This is a genomic window from Aureisphaera galaxeae (assembly GCF_028561275.1).
GTDB lineage: Bacteria > Bacteroidota > Bacteroidia > Flavobacteriales > Flavobacteriaceae > Aureisphaera > Aureisphaera galaxeae.
In genome coordinates this window covers 361,090-378,760 of sequence record NZ_JAQQTF010000006.1, presented here as the reverse complement: position 1 = coordinate 378,760, position 17,671 = coordinate 361,090, and the positions used below count along the sequence as shown (strand labels likewise).

Annotated in this window: 17 protein-coding genes; 11 read left to right on the top strand and 6 right to left on the bottom strand. The window is 42.0% G+C overall.

The genetic code is table 11. The features are described from left to right. Positions 1 to 38 precede the first annotated feature (38 nt). Together POV27_RS12050 and POV27_RS12045 are read right to left on the bottom strand one after the other, a co-directional pair. Complete coding sequence (locus POV27_RS12050; protein ID WP_272863027.1) at positions 39 to 401, bottom strand: diacylglycerol kinase family protein; 363 nt, start codon at positions 399 to 401, stop codon at positions 39 to 41. A 136-nt stretch (positions 402 to 537) separates the two neighbouring features. Further along, complete coding sequence (locus tag POV27_RS12045) at positions 538 to 2,220, bottom strand: MFS transporter (protein WP_272863026.1); 1,683 nt, start codon at positions 2,218 to 2,220, stop codon at positions 538 to 540. Between the two features lie 151 nt (positions 2,221 to 2,371). On the opposite strand from POV27_RS12045, the gene POV27_RS12040 reads away from it, so the two are divergent. From POV27_RS12040 to POV27_RS12030, 3 genes are all read left to right on the top strand, one after another. Further along, on the top strand, positions 2,372 to 2,884 hold the full coding sequence (locus tag POV27_RS12040) for an RNA polymerase sigma factor (protein ID WP_272863025.1): 513 nt from the start codon (positions 2,372 to 2,374) through the stop codon (positions 2,882 to 2,884). A gap of 61 nt (positions 2,885 to 2,945) precedes the next feature. Continuing rightward, complete coding sequence (locus POV27_RS12035; protein ID WP_272863024.1) at positions 2,946 to 3,869, top strand: FecR family protein; 924 nt, start codon at positions 2,946 to 2,948, stop codon at positions 3,867 to 3,869. Then, positions 3,862 to 6,186 carry a FecR domain-containing protein gene (locus POV27_RS12030; protein ID WP_272863023.1) on the top strand — a complete coding sequence of 775 codons (2,325 nt, stop codon included), beginning with the start codon at positions 3,862 to 3,864 and terminating at the stop codon, positions 6,184 to 6,186. Before POV27_RS12035 ends, POV27_RS12030 begins: the two co-directional genes overlap by 8 nt. A 3-nt stretch (positions 6,187 to 6,189) precedes the next feature. Here POV27_RS12030 and tpx read toward each other — a convergent pair whose 3' ends face one another. The 3 genes from tpx to nhaC form a co-directional block, all read right to left on the bottom strand. Continuing rightward, positions 6,190 to 6,690, bottom strand: a complete 501-nt coding sequence (gene tpx / locus POV27_RS12025; protein ID WP_272863022.1) for a thiol peroxidase — start codon at positions 6,688 to 6,690, stop codon at positions 6,190 to 6,192. A gap of 145 nt (positions 6,691 to 6,835) precedes the next feature. Then, positions 6,836 to 7,480: a peroxiredoxin gene (locus POV27_RS12020; protein WP_272863021.1), complete on the bottom strand. Its 645-nt coding sequence runs from the start codon at positions 7,478 to 7,480 to the stop codon at positions 6,836 to 6,838. Between the two features lie 163 nt (positions 7,481 to 7,643). Beyond that, positions 7,644 to 9,134 (bottom strand): Na+/H+ antiporter NhaC, encoded by a 1,491-nt coding sequence (gene nhaC / locus POV27_RS12015; RefSeq protein WP_272863020.1) that lies wholly within the window; start codon positions 9,132 to 9,134, stop codon positions 7,644 to 7,646. A 320-nt stretch (positions 9,135 to 9,454) separates the two neighbouring features. Here nhaC and POV27_RS12010 point away from each other — a divergent pair, with 320 nt between their 5' ends. Beyond that, positions 9,455 to 10,864 (top strand): tail fiber domain-containing protein, encoded by a 1,410-nt coding sequence (locus POV27_RS12010; protein ID WP_272863019.1) that lies wholly within the window; start codon positions 9,455 to 9,457, stop codon positions 10,862 to 10,864. A gap of 75 nt (positions 10,865 to 10,939) precedes the next feature. Here POV27_RS12010 and POV27_RS12005 read toward each other — a convergent pair whose 3' ends face one another. Further along, positions 10,940 to 12,160, bottom strand: coding sequence for an aminotransferase class I/II-fold pyridoxal phosphate-dependent enzyme (locus POV27_RS12005; RefSeq protein ID WP_272863018.1), 1,221 nt, complete (start codon positions 12,158 to 12,160; stop codon positions 10,940 to 10,942). Positions 12,161 to 12,330: 170 nt separating this feature from the next. On the opposite strand from POV27_RS12005, the gene POV27_RS12000 reads away from it, so the two are divergent. The 7 genes from POV27_RS12000 to POV27_RS11970 all read left to right on the top strand — a co-directional run bounded on the left by POV27_RS12000 (position 12,331) and on the right by POV27_RS11970 (position 17,556). After that, positions 12,331 to 12,804, top strand: coding sequence for an Lrp/AsnC family transcriptional regulator (locus tag POV27_RS12000; RefSeq protein ID WP_272863017.1), 474 nt, complete (start codon positions 12,331 to 12,333; stop codon positions 12,802 to 12,804). Continuing rightward, a complete protein-coding gene (locus POV27_RS11995) occupies positions 12,791 to 13,429 on the top strand; it encodes a CPBP family intramembrane glutamic endopeptidase (protein WP_272863016.1) in 639 nt (212 codons plus the stop codon). The genes POV27_RS12000 and POV27_RS11995 overlap by 14 nt, the downstream gene beginning before the upstream one ends. A 97-nt stretch (positions 13,430 to 13,526) precedes the next feature. Further along, positions 13,527 to 14,927, top strand: a complete 1,401-nt coding sequence (gene lpdA / locus POV27_RS11990) for a dihydrolipoyl dehydrogenase (protein WP_272863015.1) — start codon at positions 13,527 to 13,529, stop codon at positions 14,925 to 14,927. Positions 14,928 to 15,098: 171 nt separating this feature from the next. Further along, complete coding sequence (locus tag POV27_RS11985; RefSeq protein ID WP_272863014.1) at positions 15,099 to 15,488, top strand: hypothetical protein; 390 nt, start codon at positions 15,099 to 15,101, stop codon at positions 15,486 to 15,488. 171 nt (positions 15,489 to 15,659) lie between these two features. Then, positions 15,660 to 16,022: a hypothetical protein gene (locus tag POV27_RS11980; protein WP_272863013.1), complete on the top strand. Its 363-nt coding sequence runs from the start codon at positions 15,660 to 15,662 to the stop codon at positions 16,020 to 16,022. Between the two features lie 234 nt (positions 16,023 to 16,256). Beyond that, positions 16,257 to 16,868: a hypothetical protein gene (locus tag POV27_RS11975; protein ID WP_272863012.1), complete on the top strand. Its 612-nt coding sequence runs from the start codon at positions 16,257 to 16,259 to the stop codon at positions 16,866 to 16,868. A 70-nt stretch (positions 16,869 to 16,938) separates the two neighbouring features. Further along, on the top strand, positions 16,939 to 17,556 hold the full coding sequence (locus tag POV27_RS11970) for an ankyrin repeat domain-containing protein (protein WP_272863011.1): 618 nt from the start codon (positions 16,939 to 16,941) through the stop codon (positions 17,554 to 17,556). Positions 17,557 to 17,671: the final 115 nt, after the last annotated feature.

Sequence of the window (17,671 nt, the reverse complement as noted above, 5' to 3'; positions counted from 1 at the left end):
TAACGTTCGAATCTATATAAAATTTTGGAGTTTCCCGTTTAGAATTTCGGAATGTAAATAAGACATCCCACAATCACAGCGGCGATGGCGGCAAAGAATACGGCACCAGCGGCAACATCTTTGATATAACCAATCTTATTATGGAAATCGGGATGCACGAAATTGGCAATTTCCTCTGCAGCGGTGTTTAAGCCTTCAATACTCATCACCAATCCTATGGCTAAGGTTTGGAAGATCCATTCGGAAGTGGAAATGTTGAAGTAGAAACCAGCTACTGTCATAAGAATGGCGATAGCTGCCTGAACCTGTATACTGGCTTCATTTTTTAAGAGCATCCATGCCCCTTTGGTGGCGTATTTAAAACCGAGCAGTCGTTTTACAAGGAAGGATTTTTTCTTCACTAGGAGTTAGGTCTGTTTCCCGCAAAGGTAGCATATTGTAGGATACCATAGCAACAAAATAAATGAGGCCGCCCAAAGCCCTTGGACGACCTCAAAACTTAAACTTAACAACTAACGTAACCTAAGTAAGTACGTATTAATTACAATCGACTATGTCGTTGGGTGTAAATCCATTACAGAATAAGAAACACTCATTGTACATGGTAAGTACGGTACCCGCAAATTCCACACAAATAGGCTCATAAGGTTCTGTAATACAATCTGCACATGGCTCTACAGGGTCACAATCTACGTAGTCTGCTTCGGTGAAACCATCACATTCTGCATAACAGGCATTGTAGTAGGTGACTACAGCACCGCCAATGCCTACACATACAGGGTCATATAGATCGTTGCACTGGCAAGGATCATCGCAAGTGGGTGCTACCCAATCTATTTCGGCACAGCAATCTGGGGTGTCGTTGATACATACCAAGGCACCACCAAAATCACCAGTTGGAGGGAAGGTAACGGTAATGGGTAGACTGGCTAATTCGAAGAACCCAATGAACTGACCGTCTAAGGTGAACAGATCGAAGAAATCATTACCGGGGTTCTCATATTCGAAATCAATAGTAACCGTATATCCTCCGGTAGGGTTACAGTCGCCAATATCTGCGACAAGATTGGTGATGGAACATTCTCCGCCACCGCCACAGGTTGGTGGAACCCAAGTAATTTCGGCACAGCAATCAGGATTATCGTTTACACATACCAACACGCCTCCGAAGTCCGTTCCATTGGATTCGAATTCAAGCGTAAGTGGTAAACTGGATAATGGGAAGTTTCCGATGAATTCACCATTCAGCCCATAGACATCGAAAGTATCGTTGGTGGCATTAATCACTTCAAAGTTGATGGTAACCACATATACATTGCCTGCGGGATCACAGTCACCGACTTCAACAGCTACATTGGTAATATCGCATCCGTCTGCAGGACAATCTACAAAGTCATTTGGAGTATATCCTTCACAAAGGGCCAGACATTCATTATCGAATTCGATGATATTTCCACTCGGGGTCTCAACACAAACAGGGTCTATTTCTGCAGGACATTCGCAATCGGTAGGACAATCTACAAAGTCATTCGGTGTAAATCCTTCACAAAGGGCCAGACATTCGTTTCCGAATTCTATAATAGCTCCGTCGGTCTTCACACATACCGGATCGTATACATCGGTACATTCGCAATCGTTTTGACATTCTACGAAATCTTCTTCCGTAAATCCTTCACACTCTGCATGGCAGGCATTGGGGAACGTTAATACTAAAGGACCTTGGTCCGTTTCAATCTCTACGCATACGGGATCATACTCATCGGTACAGACACAGGGTTCGAAGATGCAACTCTCCAGTAATGCTAGGAATTCATCTTCATTATTTATGGTGACAATTTCGGTGCCATTGGTGGCTGGATTGTACCATATGACATCGAATGGGAATTCGATACCCACTATATAAAGTTCGGGAGTAGAATTAAGGATTACTGTAATTAGTTCCCCTAGATTTTCTACGGTAACCGTGGCTCCGTTGTTATAGATAAGGGTAATGGGGTACACAAATTCAAAACAAAAATCGATGACAAGATTCCCAGTAGGGTTGGCGTCTGCGGTGAGGACACCGTTGTCATCGAAATGCGTTCTTAATTGTGATAATGCGTTTTGAACAGATTCACTTTCCTGTACATTTTGCGTAGGTGCAATCGTATCGTCGTTGGTACAGGCTACAAAAGTGAGGGCAAGTAGGCAAGCAGCCAAAAATATTCTAAGATGCTTCATTTTCATAGGTTTAAGGTTAATAGTGGGCGCGCATTTTTTGCGATTAATCTACCATACGACAACTCAGGTTTAAAAAACCCTACCCGAAAATAAATTTATTTTTTACATAGTTTTGACCAGACCCTTTTTCAAAAAGGTAACTAGCCCAACCATGCTCAAAGAACTGGAAAAAATATGTAAACCCGCTGTTTTTGAAACGATTTTCAAAAAGTACGCCCGTGATGTAAAGCAATTTGTGTTCTTCAAAACACAGGATATGGATCAGGCGGAAGACATCCTTCAGGAAACTTTCGTGAAGCTATGGGAAAACTGCGATCGGGTTTCCTACAGTAAAGTAAAAGGGTTTTTGTATACCACTGCAAATAATCTCTTTTTGAATTGGTTCAAGCACAGGAATGTGGTAAGGAACCATGAAAAATCATCTCTTTCCCGAAACAATCCCGAGTCTCCAGAATTTGTGATGTTGGAAAAGGAGTTTTTGGAAAAAATAGAAAAAGCTATTGCCGATTTACCGGATACGCAGCGGGAAGTGTTTTTAATGAGCAGAATGGAAAAGAAAAAATATGCCGAGATAAGCGAGATTTTAGGTATTTCTGTAAAGGCCGTGGAAAAGCGAATGCATCAGGCCCTTAAGATCATGCGCGAAAAGATTGGAAACGTTTGATAAAAATTTAGAAAAGGAGGTAGGGTTTTTTAAACCCCAGTTGTCGTAACTATGATATTGTATGGAAAAATCGCATTTAAATAACGAACAAGAAGTCTATTTGGCGAAATGGATGGCCGGAGAAATAAGTGATGCCGAACTGGCAGAACATATTTCCGAAGAGGATTTTACTTTTTACAAAAAACTGCGACTGGGGACGGAACTCCTTCGAACTCCAGGAACCGATACATTTAGTGCCATCCAAGAAAAAATAACTTCCCAACAAAAGGCAAAACCCCTGCCAAGAAAGTACATCCGTTGGACCATGGCGGCGGCAGCTTCTTTGGTGATGCTTTTTGCGGGTTATTGGTATGTAATGAATGGCGACACCACAATATCTACCACTTTTTCCGAACAGAAAACCATTGCCCTGTTAGACAATTCTGAAGTCATTCTGAATGCCAAAACGCAGCTGAGTTATGAAGAAAGATCCTGGGAAAATAACAGAGAAGTTCATTTAGATGGAGAAGCCTACTTTAAGGTGGAGAAAGGAAGTACTTTTTCTGTCATCACCGAGAATGGTTCGGTGCAGGTATTGGGTACCCAGTTTAATGTGAAGACCACATTAGATTATTTTGAAGTAACTTGTTACGAGGGTATGGTGGAAGTTCGGAATGGTGGGAAAGCCAAAGTGCTCTTACCTGGAATGACGGTACGAAGGATTAATGGACATCCGTTAGAAGATGGAAGATCGTCTCAAGAACAACCCAGTTGGATTCATGGAGAAAGTTCCTTTAAGAGTGTGCCGCTTACCTATGTGTTGGCCGAATTGGAAAATCAATACTCACTAACGTTCGATACAAAAGCCATTGATGACAGTGCTCGTTTTACGGGAAGTTTCGGACATGATAATAAAGAAGTAGCGCTGTCTACGGTTTTTAACGCCATGCGAATAGAGTACAGCTACAATGACCAAAAAGTTGTTGTGCTTCGCCCATATGAATAGAAAAAATACCTACCATTGGATTTTTATCCTATTCTTTCCCTTCGTAGCAGCCTTTTCCCAAGAAACGGCTGCTTTTCGCGTTCAATTCGATGAAACCCCGGTTTCTGAAGCACTTTCTACCCTCGAAGCACTTTTCGATGTCCGTTTTTCCTATCAGGATGATCTCGTTACCAACAAAACCATTACTTTGGAAGCGGCCGACCGTACCTTAGAAGAGGTACTACAATCGCTAGAGGTCACCCTACAAGTTCAGTTCGACAGGATCGATGATCGATATATTTCCCTGTATGCCGATAATAGCTCGTTAAGTGAAGTGCAGGAACTGGATAATGTGATTGTTACTGGATATCTCACCAAGGGAATTTACAAGCGAAAAGATGGTGCCTTTACCATAAAACCTAAAGAATTGGGTGCCTTGCCAGGACTTACCGAGGCCGATGTGTTGGAAAGTATACAATTGTTGCCAGGAGTGATTAGCCCCAACGAAACAGCTACGGGGTTCAATGTCCGTGGGGGAAGGGCAGATCAGAATCGTATTCTTTGGGATGGGATCAATATCTACCACAAAGGACATCTGTTCGGAATGATTTCAGCCTTTAACCCCAATCGCATTGAAGGGGTTGAATTTCATAATAAAGGTACGCATCCACGTTATGGGGAGAGATTGTCCAGTGTGGTATCCATAGCTTCCAGAAATGAAGTTTCCGATCGTTTTTCGGCGGGGATTGGATTGAATGGAGTAGGGGCGGACGCTTTTTTGGATCTGCCTATTGTAAAGGGAAAACTGGATATACAAGCAGGAATTCGGCGGAGTTACGATGAGGTGTTTGAGTCGTTTACCTTCGTTAGGATGGCCGATAAGGTATTTGAAAGCACCAAGATCACCAATGCCGAGAATACCAACAACGACTTTTTCTTTTTAGATTACAATGCCAAGGTGAACTATAAACCCAATGAAAAACATAGCATTCACCTAAGTACCATTCAAATTGACAATAATTTGGATTATTTGGTGAGCGAACGGGATGTGGACAACGGAACCATGCTGAATGATATTCTGGAAATAAACAATGAAGGATATGGTTTGCAATGGAATGCCCAATGGAGCGAACGGGTGCGCCAAGAAACAACGGCATCGGTTTCCAAATACCGCTTTACCTATAATTTTTTGGAGTCTAACAATGAAGAGCAAGTTTCGGATTTTGAAAAGAAAAATGTCATTTTCGATTCGGGAGCTGCTACCGAAGTTTTTATAGAAACACGGGATGATCAGCTACTATCCCTGGGGTATCAGTATTCCTTGAAAGATGTGAGCTACGCCTTTTTAGAAACCGCGCAACTCTCTTTTGTTTTGGATAGTGATCAGACTGTAGAGCAAACGCATTCATTATTTGGAAATTACCAATACAGAAATCCTGATTTATTCGATGTTGCCGTAGGAGCGAGGGTAAGCTATTTTCAGAATTTGGACGCCGTTCGCGTAGAACCCCGCATTTTCATTTACAAAGATCTATTTAAGAACCTAAGGCTTCAGGTTTCGGGGGAAGTTCGGAGTCAGATCATTAGTGAAATAGACGAAACGGTATTGAGCGATCTGTCTTTAGAAAACCGTTTGTGGCGTTTGGCCGATGGAGGCACTTTTCCCATTATTAGGAGCCATCAGGTGTCCGCCGGTTTGGTGTATAACAATAAAGGATGGACGGTAGACGTGGACTCCTACTACAAGAAAATTGATGGTCTCACTGCTTTAGCCCTTGGTTTTTTGAATCCGTTGGACAGCCAGTTTCACATTGGGGAACAGAAAATCCTTGGGGGAGACTTTTACCTTAAAAAGAGTTTTGGGGCTTTCAACACCTGGTTCAGCTATTCCATAAACAGCGTGCAGAGTAAGTATCGCGAGCTGAATAATGACGATTATTTTACGGCAAGCAATAGCATTAGGCACAATGTGACAGCCTCTTTGACCTATCAACTGAAAGATTTTCAGGTAGCCATGGGGTGGAACTGGCACACAGGGCGCCCTTTTACCGAAGCCTTAACCGTACCTTCCAGCGATGATTTGTTCTTTCAGGGAATCAATACCGAACGTTTGCCCAATTACCATCGTCTGGACCTTTCCACAACCTACGCCTTCCGATTTTCCAAAGAAAGTCCATTAAAGGGAAAGATTGGGTTTTCCATTCGAAATCTATACAACAAACGGAATTACCTAAGCCGTGAATACTTTGGTAATAATAACATTAACGACCCGATAACAGTAGTCGATAAATTCTCTTTGGGCTTCACTCCCAACTTCCTATTACGATTGTATTGGTAATACTTACGAAAGTGCGTTTAAGGCAGCTTCATAATTGGGCTCTTGTCCAATTTCGGGAACTTGCTCGGTATACAGTACATTGTTATTTTCATCCAGCGCGATTACCACACGCGAATGCAATCCAGTAAATGCACTTTTAGAAATCTCGAGTCCGTAGTCTTTTCCAAAGGATCCATCGTTGAAATCACTGAGCATATCCAAGTTTTCGATCCCTTCGGCGGCACAAAAGCGGGCCTGGGCAAAAGGAAGGTCTCTGGAAATACAAAGCACTTGGGTATTCTCTAAAGCGGCAGCGGCCTCATTGAATTTTCTGGAAGAAGCAGCACAAATGCCTGTGTCAACACTTGGAAAGATGTTCAATAGTTTTCGTTTTCCGTCATAATCGGAGAGGGATTTTGAAGAAAGATCGTTAGCGATCAATGTGAAATTTGGAGCGGTACTTCCCACAGCAGGTAGGTTTCCTATAGTTTCTGCGGGATTTCCTCCCAAGGTGATATTTGCCATAATTGTAAGGATTGGTTTAAGAACCTTAAAATTACAACTAAGAATCCATTTAAATGTGAAGGGAATGTCAAAAAAAAGTACCCCTTCCGATTTCGGAAGGGGTATGCTTAACCTAACTTAAAAAATAAACTAATTGGTATTGTAATTAGTTTAAATGCTGTGATAAATATTCTGCAACACCTTCGCGGTCTGCATTCATGGCAGTAGCTCCTTCTTGCCAGTTGGCTGGACATACTTCACCATTTTGCTGTACGTGGGTATAAGCGTCGATAAGACGGATAAATTCTTCCACATTTCTTCCTACAGGCATGTGGTTGATGCTTTCGTGGAATACCGTTCCTTCCTCGTCGATAAGGTAAGTAGCTCGGTATGTCACGTTATCACCTTCTACCAAAACAGTATCGGTAGCTTCGTCGTAACGCTCGTTGGTGATGTCTAGAATTCCTAACTGAGTAGAAAGGTTTCTGTTGCTATCTGCGATGATAGGATAGGTAATTCCTTCAATCCCTCCCATTTTCTTAGGAGTGTTTAACCAAGCAAAGTGTACTTCGGGAGTATCGCAGGAAGCACCGATGACAAGGGTGTTTCTCTTTTCGAATTCTTCCATAGCAGCTTGAAAAGCGTGCAATTCGGTTGGGCAAACAAATGTGAAGTCCTTTGGGTACCAGAAAAGTAAGATTTTCTTGTTCTCTTTCTGCGCCATTTCAAGAACGTTTACCTTTTCAGAAACTCCTGTTTTACTGATTGCATCTACGGTAAGATTTGGAAATTTTTTACCTACGAAAGCCATATATTTTCTTTTAAAATTCTACTTGTTTTTTGAGGCGGCAAAATTACGAAATAGACCTCCTAGGAAAAAGAAAATAGAACTATTCTTTTCAGAAAAAACAATAGTTTTTTACAAAGAAAACAGTATCAGTTATTTACTGAAATTAATAAAAGAAGGAAACCTACTATTCCGCTTGTACGGGAACTGTTTTTGGTGCCGTCATCATCTTAATTTTAATTCTGAAGGCGGCAAACAGCAAGGTGGTAAATGGGCTGAGCCAGTTGAAAATGGCGTATACAAAATACTCGGCCACACCAACACCTAACACACCACTTTGATAGGCACCACACGTATTCCATGGAATCAAAACGGAAGTTACCGTTCCACTATCTTCCAGAGTTCTCGAAAGGTTTTGAGGGGCTAATCCTCTATCGTCGAAGGCTTTTTTAAACATTTTTCCTGGAATCACGATGGCCAGATATTGGTCGCTGGCTATGGCATTCAATCCTAAACAGCTAATCACCGTACTGGCAAATAATCCAAACACCGTAGTGGCCAGTTTCAGCAGTGCCTTGGTAATTCTTGCCAACGCACCAATGGCATCCATAACTCCACCAAAAACCATGGCACACATAATTAATGCAATGGTCCATAGCATACCTTTCATTCCTCCGGCAGAGAATAAGTTATTAAGTGTCTCATTATCGGTAACGATAGCGGTATCTGTAAAAATAGAAGTAACAACAGCTCCCACTTTGGAAGACCCTAAAGTGGTTAGAATATCGGGTTGAAAAACGAAAGCAAATATCCCTGCAGAAATGACACCTGCCGCCAGAGCAATAAGTGGCTTGGTTTTTAATAATATGAGGGCGATTACAATTCCTGGAACCAAAAATAGCCAGGGGGTAATATTAAATGTAGTGTCGATGGTACTCAACAACCCACTTAAGTCTGCATCACCTGTGGTGTCTATAGTGGAACTTAATATGGAAAAGACAATTAAGGTTACAATAATGGTTGGCACCGTGGTAAACGCCATGTACCGAATATGGGTAAACAAATCTGTCCCCGCCATTGCCGGAGCCAAATTGGTAGTATCGCTAAGGGGAGACATCTTATCTCCAAAATAAGCGCCCGAGATCACCGCACCTGCAATCATTCCTCCAGAAATGCCTAATGCGCTTCCTATACCAATTAGCGCTATTCCGACGGTAGCGGATGTGGTCCAAGAGCTACCTGTGGCTATAGAGATTATGGCAGCAATGATTACCGAAGCTGGTAGGAATATCTCTGGACTCAAAACCTGCAATCCGTAATAGACCATGGCAGGTATAATACCACTCACCAACCAAGTTCCAGCCAAAGCTCCAACCAATAGCAAGATCATTATGGGGATAAAAACACTTTTAAGGTTCTCCCATATTTCAGAAACCATAGTGCTCAGTCCCACCTTATTTCTAAAACCAACAATCGCTGCAACCAAACCTCCCATTAAAAGAATATACTGATTGGAAAAATCACCCAACCAAGCCCCATCGGCAAAGAAAATATTATATGCCAAAAGCCCCATCAAAATGAAAACTGGGATAAGGGCTTCCATAAAGTCCAATTCCTTATTCTCGATAATTTTCTGATCGTTCACATCAATTTCTGAAAGGTTGTCTTGGTCCTGCATAGTGGTATTTTAAATTGAAATGTAATGTTACGATTTTGAAGTCGGCTGTGCAAATACCCGCTCCAATTTGAAAATAGAATGGGGTCGAAATGACCCGACTTGCATTTTAACAATTTTTAAAATCGGCGAATGACACAAAAAGCCGATGAAGTGAAAATGTTAAGAGATTATCCTTCAACGAGTTTACTGCGGTTTTCCCGTAAAATTTGTCACTTAAACGAGTAAAATAATGACTTTATCGAATAATTTGCCAATGTATTGTAGGTAATGGATTACAAATATAATTTTGGTATCATCAGTTGACCCAAATTAAAACGCTTATGAAATTGTTGGCCCCCGTATTTGCACTTTTAGCTACCTTCTATGTAGCAAATGCACAAGTAGGAATAGGAACCACCTCACCCCAGTCTGCCTTAGACATATCCGTTAAGAATCCGTCCAACCCAGAATATACGGATGGTTTGCTTATTCCAAGATTGGATGCACTGCCTTCCACAGATCCCAAGGATGAGCAACATGGTATGCTTATTTACCTTACGACAACCTCAGGCACCAAAAGCCCAGGATTTCATTATTGGGATAAAAATCAAGGAGCATCCGGAGAATGGATCCCTTTAGAAAATGATTGGAAAATCAACGGAAACAGCAATGCCACCCGCGGGACCCATTTTATTGGGACCACCAACGCTCAGGAAGTTGATTTTCGAGTAAACAATACACACATTGCTCGGTTTACAGAACTAGGTCAGTTGGAGCTTGAGTCCGCTGGTGAATCGGTACTCATCGGTATAGAAGCCGGTGAGAACTATGATCCTTCTGGAACCGCTGCCGAGCAGAATGTGTTTATTGGGTACCATGCAGCGCGCGCCTCTACATCGGGACGCGACAATGTTGCAGTTGGGGCATATTCCATGACGTCGAATACAACAGGTAATTTTAATGTAGCCGTAGGGGATGAGACCTTGGAGAACAATACCACGGGTAGTGACAATACGGCCTTAGGGAATGATGCTCTTAGAGCCAATGATGACGGTCAGAGCAACTCTGCTATTGGACGTGATGCCCTGCGTAACAATGTAACAGGGGATAACAACACCTCGATTGGTAGAAACTCATTAGATTCCAATACCGCAAGCAATAATACGGCGGTGGGATATGATGCCGGGGAGAGCAATACCACAGGAAGTAGCAACACCTATGTAGGATATGATGCCGATGCTACCAGTGGAAGTATTTCCAACTCCATGGCATTAGGGAATGGAGCTCGTATTTCTAGCTCCAACCAGATTCGTGTGGGTAATACCTCTATCACGAGTATTGGAGGATATAGAAGTTGGTCCAATCTTTCTGACGCACGTTTCAAGTTGAACGTTCAGGAAAATGTCCCTGGATTGGACTTCATTTTAAACATCAAACCGGTCACTTATACCTTGAATAGGGAGAAACTAAGTGCCTTTAAAGGGGAGACAGAAGTAGTACGAAATACTTCTGAAGTGGAAACGGGTTTTCTTGCGCAACAAATTGAGGAGGTTGCGCAATCAATGGGCTACGAGTTCAGTGGTGTAACCCGTCCAGATGATCTTAACAAAGATAACTACACGGTCTCTTACGCCACTTTCGTAGTGCCTTTGGTAAAAGCCGTACAGGAGCAACAGTCCGAGATTGAAACCTTGCGCGCAGAGATCGAAGAATTAAAAGCATTAATAAAGGCGTCTAACGCCGGTAATTAATAATTCCTTATCTGCAGCTTACGTAGATAATGATATTAAAACCGTCTAATGGGGGTTAGACGGTTTTTTCTTTTTTTAGTAGGCCATTGCGGCTTCCAAGACACCTACTTCCATCATACATTGCTTCATAAGTTCGTAAGTGCGTTCAATGTCGTTGTCCAATCCAATAGAGAAACGGATCAGACCATCGGAAAGTCCCATTTCGGCTTGTTCGTCTTCCGGAATTTCGGAAGAAGTGGAAGACCCGGGAGCACTGAATAGAGTTTTGTAAAATCCAAGACTCACAGCTAGGTAACCCAAGTTACGCTCTTGCATCAGTTCCATTAGCTCATTGGCTTTTTCCAAGCTACCCACATCGATAGTAAGCATACCACCAAATCCATATTCTTCGTTCATCATTCTTTTGAATAGTTCATGTCCAGGATGGGAAGGAAGACCAGGGTACACGGTTTTTAATCCATCGGCTTCGAAACGCTCGGCAAGGAACATGGCATTTTTGCTATGTTGTTTCATACGAATATGAAGCGTGCGCAGATTTTTGAGAATGGAGGCCGCCCTCATACTGTCCATGGAAGCTCCAAGCAACATACTGGCACCGTCATTTACGTTACGAACCGCATCGATAAACTCTTGGTTAGCACATATGACTCCGCCCATGGTATCGCTGCTACCGTTAATGAATTTCGTAAGACTGTGCATCACGATATCCGCTCCCAAATGAGCAGGGGAGATGGTAAGCGGGGAAAAGGTATTGTCTACCAATAATTTCAGGTTGTGTTTTTTCGCCAATTGGGCAAGCCCTTCGATATCGGCTACTTCCAATAAAGGATTGCTTACGCTTTCGCAATAGATGATTTTGGTTTCCGGAGTAATGGCTGCTTCAACAACATCCAACTTGGTGATATCCACAAAATCGGTGGTGATGTTCAGTTGTGGAGTGAAGTTTTTCAGGAACGCATACGTACCTCCATATATGGTTCTACTGGAAATAATATGGTCCCCAGCCTTACACAGTTGAAGGATCGCAGCAGTAATGGCACCCATTCCCGTTCCAGCTACATTGGCGGTTTCAGTCCCTTCCATGGCGGCCAACGCTTCTCCCAAATATAGATTGGAAGGAGAGGTATGACGCGAATAGAGATAACAACCATCGGCATTCCCTTCGAAGGTGTCGAACATGGTCTTGGCGGAAAGAAAGGTGTAGGTGGACGAATCTGAAATAGAAGGATTTACCCCTCCGAACTCTCCAAAATACTGAAGGTCCTGTATCTGATTAGCGGGTGCGAATTTTTTCATACTAGTTGTTTTTTGGTGTTTCAATAGATACATCAAAACTAGCACATGATAGAATATTTGTCAATGATATTAATAATATATAGAAAATAATTCTAAATAAATTAATTAATATGGTATTTTAATTTGTATGTTTATGTTTTAATTAGGAACATTCAGATAAATTTTCGGTTATGGTATTGGATCGGATAGATCGGCGCTTATTGCGCTACCTTCAGCAAGATTGCAAGCAAACCAACAAGGAGCTTTCCCATAAGTTGGATCTTTCGGTAACAGCAGTTTATGAGCGTATCAAAAAGCTCGAGCGAACGGGAATTATTAAAGGGTACGAGGCTCACATCAACAAAGATGCTGTAGGGTTAGGGTTTTTAGCCTTTTGCCATATCCGATTAGAAAAACATGCTAAGGAAACCATTGGCTCCTTCGAAAAAGAGGTAAGAAAACTAAACGAAGTATTGGAATGTTTTCACGTAAGTGGGGAGTACGACTATTTGTTGAAGGTTGTAGTGAAAGATATGGAGCACTTTCGTAATTTTATGGTAAACAAGTTGACTACTATTGAGCATATTGGGAGTACCCAAAGCTCCTTTACCATTAATGAAGTTAAAAACACGACTCAATTAACATTGTCCGATGACGCATCCTAGGTATCTCCTCGTCGAATTCTTCCTCATTTTTATAGCTGTCCCAGTTAGTTTCGCCTTGCCGTATTCACCGTGGGTAAAAGGCCCCATTGCGCTGTTGGGCTTTGCATACATCGTGTATGTACTCTTTCGGGTAGAGAAGATCAAATTCAAAGTAAAAAGGGGGATTGATTGGAAGGCCTTCTGGAGGCGTATCCTTATCATTTTTGGGGTCATTGCGTTGACCACAACGGCCTTTGTGTATTTTTCGGAACCCAAGAATCTCTTCTACGTTCCACGAACCAATATAGGGTTATACGTCATCATTCTTTTTGTTTATACTTTCCTTTCGGTATGGCAGCAGGAAATTATCTACCGCACTTTTTTCTTTAAGCGATACGAGGAACTTTTTAATAGTAAATACCTGTTTATTTTCGTGAACGCAATTGTATTTAGCCTCGCCCATATTTTCTTTAGGAATACCTTGGTTATGGTACTCACGTTTGTTGGAGGGTTGCTATTTGCTTGGACCTATTTCCGGTTTCGCAGTACCACTTTAGTAAGCATAGAGCACGCCTTGTATGGCAATTGGTTGTTTACGGTAGGAATGGGGCAGATGTTGGCATTTCCAGGGATGGAAGGCCCCTAATTAAGGAATTGATTTTTATACGACCAAGTAATAAAGCTTATCCTTTTAAACTACAAAGTAGGTTTGTAACTTTGCACTCGCATTTAAAAAAACAGATATGTCAAAATATGATGTTGCCGTTATCGGTTCGGGTCCTGGGGGATACGTGGCCGCTATTCGTTGTGCCCAATTAGGGATGAAAACAGCGATCATTGAAAAGTACAACACCTTGGGAGGTACCTGCCTTAACGTAGGATGTATTCCCAGCAAGGCATTATTGGATTCTTCACACCACTATGAAGATGCTATTAAGCACTTTGCAGATCATGGAATCGATATTCCCGGAGAAGTGAAGATCAACTTCAAAAAGATGATCGAGCGTAAGCAGGGTGTGGTAGATATGACGACTAAAGGAATCGTTTTCTTGATGGATAAAAACAAGATCGATGTATACCATGGTATCGGTTCCTTTAAAGATGCAACACATATTGAAATCGATGGGGAAAAGAAGGAAACCATCGAAGCAACAAATACCATTATCGCTACGGGAAGTAAACCTTCTACACTTCCTTTTATCACAATCGATAAAGAACGAATCATCACTTCTACAGAAGCCTTGAGCCTTACTGAAATCCCAAAACACATGATCGTGATTGGTGGTGGGGTAATTGGATTGGAGTTGGGACAGGTATATCGCCGTTTGGGAGCTGAGGTTTCCGTGGTGGAATACATGGACCGAATCATTCCGACTATGGATGGTGCTCAGAGTAAAGAATTGACGAAAGTGATGAAGAAACAAGGGGTGAAATTTTACGTTTCGCACCGTGTTTCTGCAGTGGAAAGAAAAGGGAAGGAAGTTACCGTAACGGCTACCAATAAGAAGGATGAGGAAGTAACTTTTACAGGAGACTACTGTTTGGTTTCCGTAGGGCGTAGACCTTATACCGACGGGTTGAAATTGGAAAATGCAGGAGTAAAGGCTAACGAACGCGGACAGGTAGAAGTAAACGATCACTTGCAGACCAATGTTTCGAACATCTATGCCATTGGAGACGTAATTAGAGGAGCCATGTTGGCACATAAAGCAGAGGAAGAAGGTGTGTTGGTGGCCGAGATTTTGGCTGGACAAAAACCACATATCGATTATAATTTAATTCCAGGTGTGGTATATACGTGGCCAGAAGTGGCGAGCGTAGGTAAGACCGAGGAGCAGTTGAAAGAGGCTGGAATCGCCTATAAATCGGGTCAGTTCCCAATGCGAGCGTTGGGAAGAAGCCGTGCGAGTGGCGATACCGACGGATTCGTAAAAGTTTTGAGCGACGCCACTACAGATGAGGTATTGGGTGTACACATGGTAGGAGCCCGTGTGGCAGATTTAATTACTGAAGCAGTTACCGCAATGGAGTTCCGTGCCAGTGCAGAGGACATAGCCCGAATGAGTCATGCCCACCCGACCTATGCCGAAGCAGTGAAGGAAGCAGCCTTGGCCGCTACGGAGAACCGTCCGCTACACATTTAAGACAGATTACATAGTTAAAGTTATAGGAACCGCTTTCCGTTTGGGAAGCGGTTTTGTTTTGCCCCTTTCGAAACGGACCTTCGAGGGCTTTTCCGTCTGATTAAGATATCATTAATAAGCAAAAAGGAGGCTTTGAATCCCATACTAATGGCTATATTTATAAAAAAAACGATGAAAAAATTAATCCCCCTTCTTGCACTTCTTTTGGTCTTAGCCTCTTGCAAATCCGATGATGACGGTTCGTCCATGGAAGAAGATGCCCAAGCCTTGGAAAATTTGTTTTCTGAAATTGAAGCAATGGCCAACGCTGTTTCCTGTAAAGACCCAGCACTGTGGACATACACTGAAGTAGGCGCTAAGGCCTGTGGTGGCCCACAAGGTTTTGTTCCTTATGCTGCGAATATGGCGAATGTCAATCTCTTTCTTGAAAGGGTAGAAGAGCACCGGCAAGCGGAAAGAAACTTTAATGAAAAGTGGGGGATCATAAGCGATTGTTCGCTACCTGCTGAACCTTCCGGAGTAGAGTGCCAAAACGGAGAAGCTGTTTTAATTTACAATTAGAATGACCTTTCCCATCAAAAAGTCTGCTTGCCATAGATCGTTTTACCGTTTAATCTGATATATGACCGTTAAACGAAAAGCAAATTCATGATCCGATAAAAGTGATTAGTATTAGTATACCGTACGGATTACAAAAGTTCATTAATTACTAATCATCAAAATTGTATCATTATGAAGCACTTAAAATTAGTTACCATTCTACTTACCGCTTTTTTGTTGTTTGGGTTTTCTATATCCAATACATCAAACATCGAGGTTACCAAGACAAATTCTGAAATCAGCAGTATCGATATAGAAAATGAAATTGCCTGTCTTATCAATTTAGCTTACGAAGAATCTTCTTCTTTCGATGAAACCAAGTGGCGTTATACCATCAACGCAAAACATAGACATACGGGGCAACAAAGGAGCTTTACGTGTATAAAATGCGGAATGGGAAACGCAGCTTCCTGTGCATTCTATATGGCTTATAATGCCTTTGGTGAGGATTTGATCATCTTAGGCGCTAGTTCTACACCTCTCGGAGGTTGCTGATAGGTATGAACCTATATAATGTAGAAGTATATGAACTCCCGTTTTGGCGGGAGTTTTCATTTCGTCGATTTTGTGGAGCCGTTCAATGCTAAATACAACCGTTAAACGAAAAGCAAATCCTGTTTTCATGAAAACCTAGTAATATTATAAAAAGGGCTGAGGGCAATTTAGAGCTAATGTGATTCCTGATTCATACAAGCGTATGAAGGAATCGTTCAATAAATGTCTTTTATCATGAAAACATCTTTTTGGATTGAGGAAAAAAGTCCTCAGCAATTTTTTGAAACCATCATACAAAGAGGCAATCGCAAGGCGACTTTGTGGGATGTGTTTAGGAATTATGCCCCAATGTACAATCATCTAAAGCATGTAGACCTTTTGGGGATGTCTCGTGCCGGTGTAGAAATGATCGCAGACGATTTTATCTACCCCCAGATTGTCCTTAGTTATTCGGATACCTTTTACGGTTCTCAGGATGCAGGGAATCTCACCTATGAAGAACAGCATGCCGCGGTGTCTAGGACTTTTAAGAATTATAAAAGGGAGATTACTGAATTACTCGGGCAGCAGCCGGACAAATCCTTACATCCGAAACCCTTAAGACCAGAAAGTTTAAAGGATCAAACCCATTGGGATATGTATGATACCTTATTCATGCAAATTCCTTTTCTACATGAATTTGAAGGCCAATACACCGTCTGGAAGGGAGACAGAAAAGTACTTTTTTTGTCAGTGCGAAAGGAAGATAATGAACTGCCCTATGATGTGGTTTTGGGCGGGCTAGAGTTGGATAAGTACCAAGAGGTTTTAACGGTATATAACGGATTGGTCGATTCCTTTCGATAAGAAAGTTCTGTGGGGGAGCTGGTGCATGTCCAAAAAAAATGATCATAAAATGAGAAAGAATTAATAACCAATGAAGACAAAGTGCACTGAGGAGATTCAATATGCTGTGGAGAGTGGCGACCTAACCACAGTTCGAAGTATGATCGAAGCTGGAGAAGACATTAATTGTTTGGGTGAATGGCAACAGACCCTATTAATGAAGGCGATCCAAGCGGGCAAGGAAGATATTGCTTTATACTTGCTCCATAGAGGTGCAGATATTACAGGTGTGGACGAGGACGGCAACAGTGCGCTCTTCAAAACTGGTTTTCGAGGACTTACAAATATTGCCAGGTTACTGGTTGAAAAGGGAGCAGACATAAACCAACCCTGTTATTTGGGAATGACCACGCTCATGATGGCAGCCAATAGAAACCACTTGGACTTGGTACAATTTTTGGCCGAAAGTGGAGCGGCGGTCAACATGCAATCCCAAACGGGATACACTGCCCTTATGTATACCTCTAGTTCAGAAATCCTGACCTATCTCTTATCCAAGAAAGCGAACCCTGCCTTGAGAAATAAAGAAGGACATACCGCATTAGAACAATTTAAATGGAGTCTCGAAGATGTAAAAGAATATGAAACCCCAGAAATGATCAAGAATTATGAGAAGATTGTAGGTATTCTTGAAAATTATATCCCTTAAAAACTAACGATCTGTAGTTTTTAAATTAACTTTTTGAAACCCCATAATTTCCTAGGCCGCAGGGCTTGTATCTTACTTGAAATTTCAAGTTTTAAGACTGTTAGTCAACTTGATT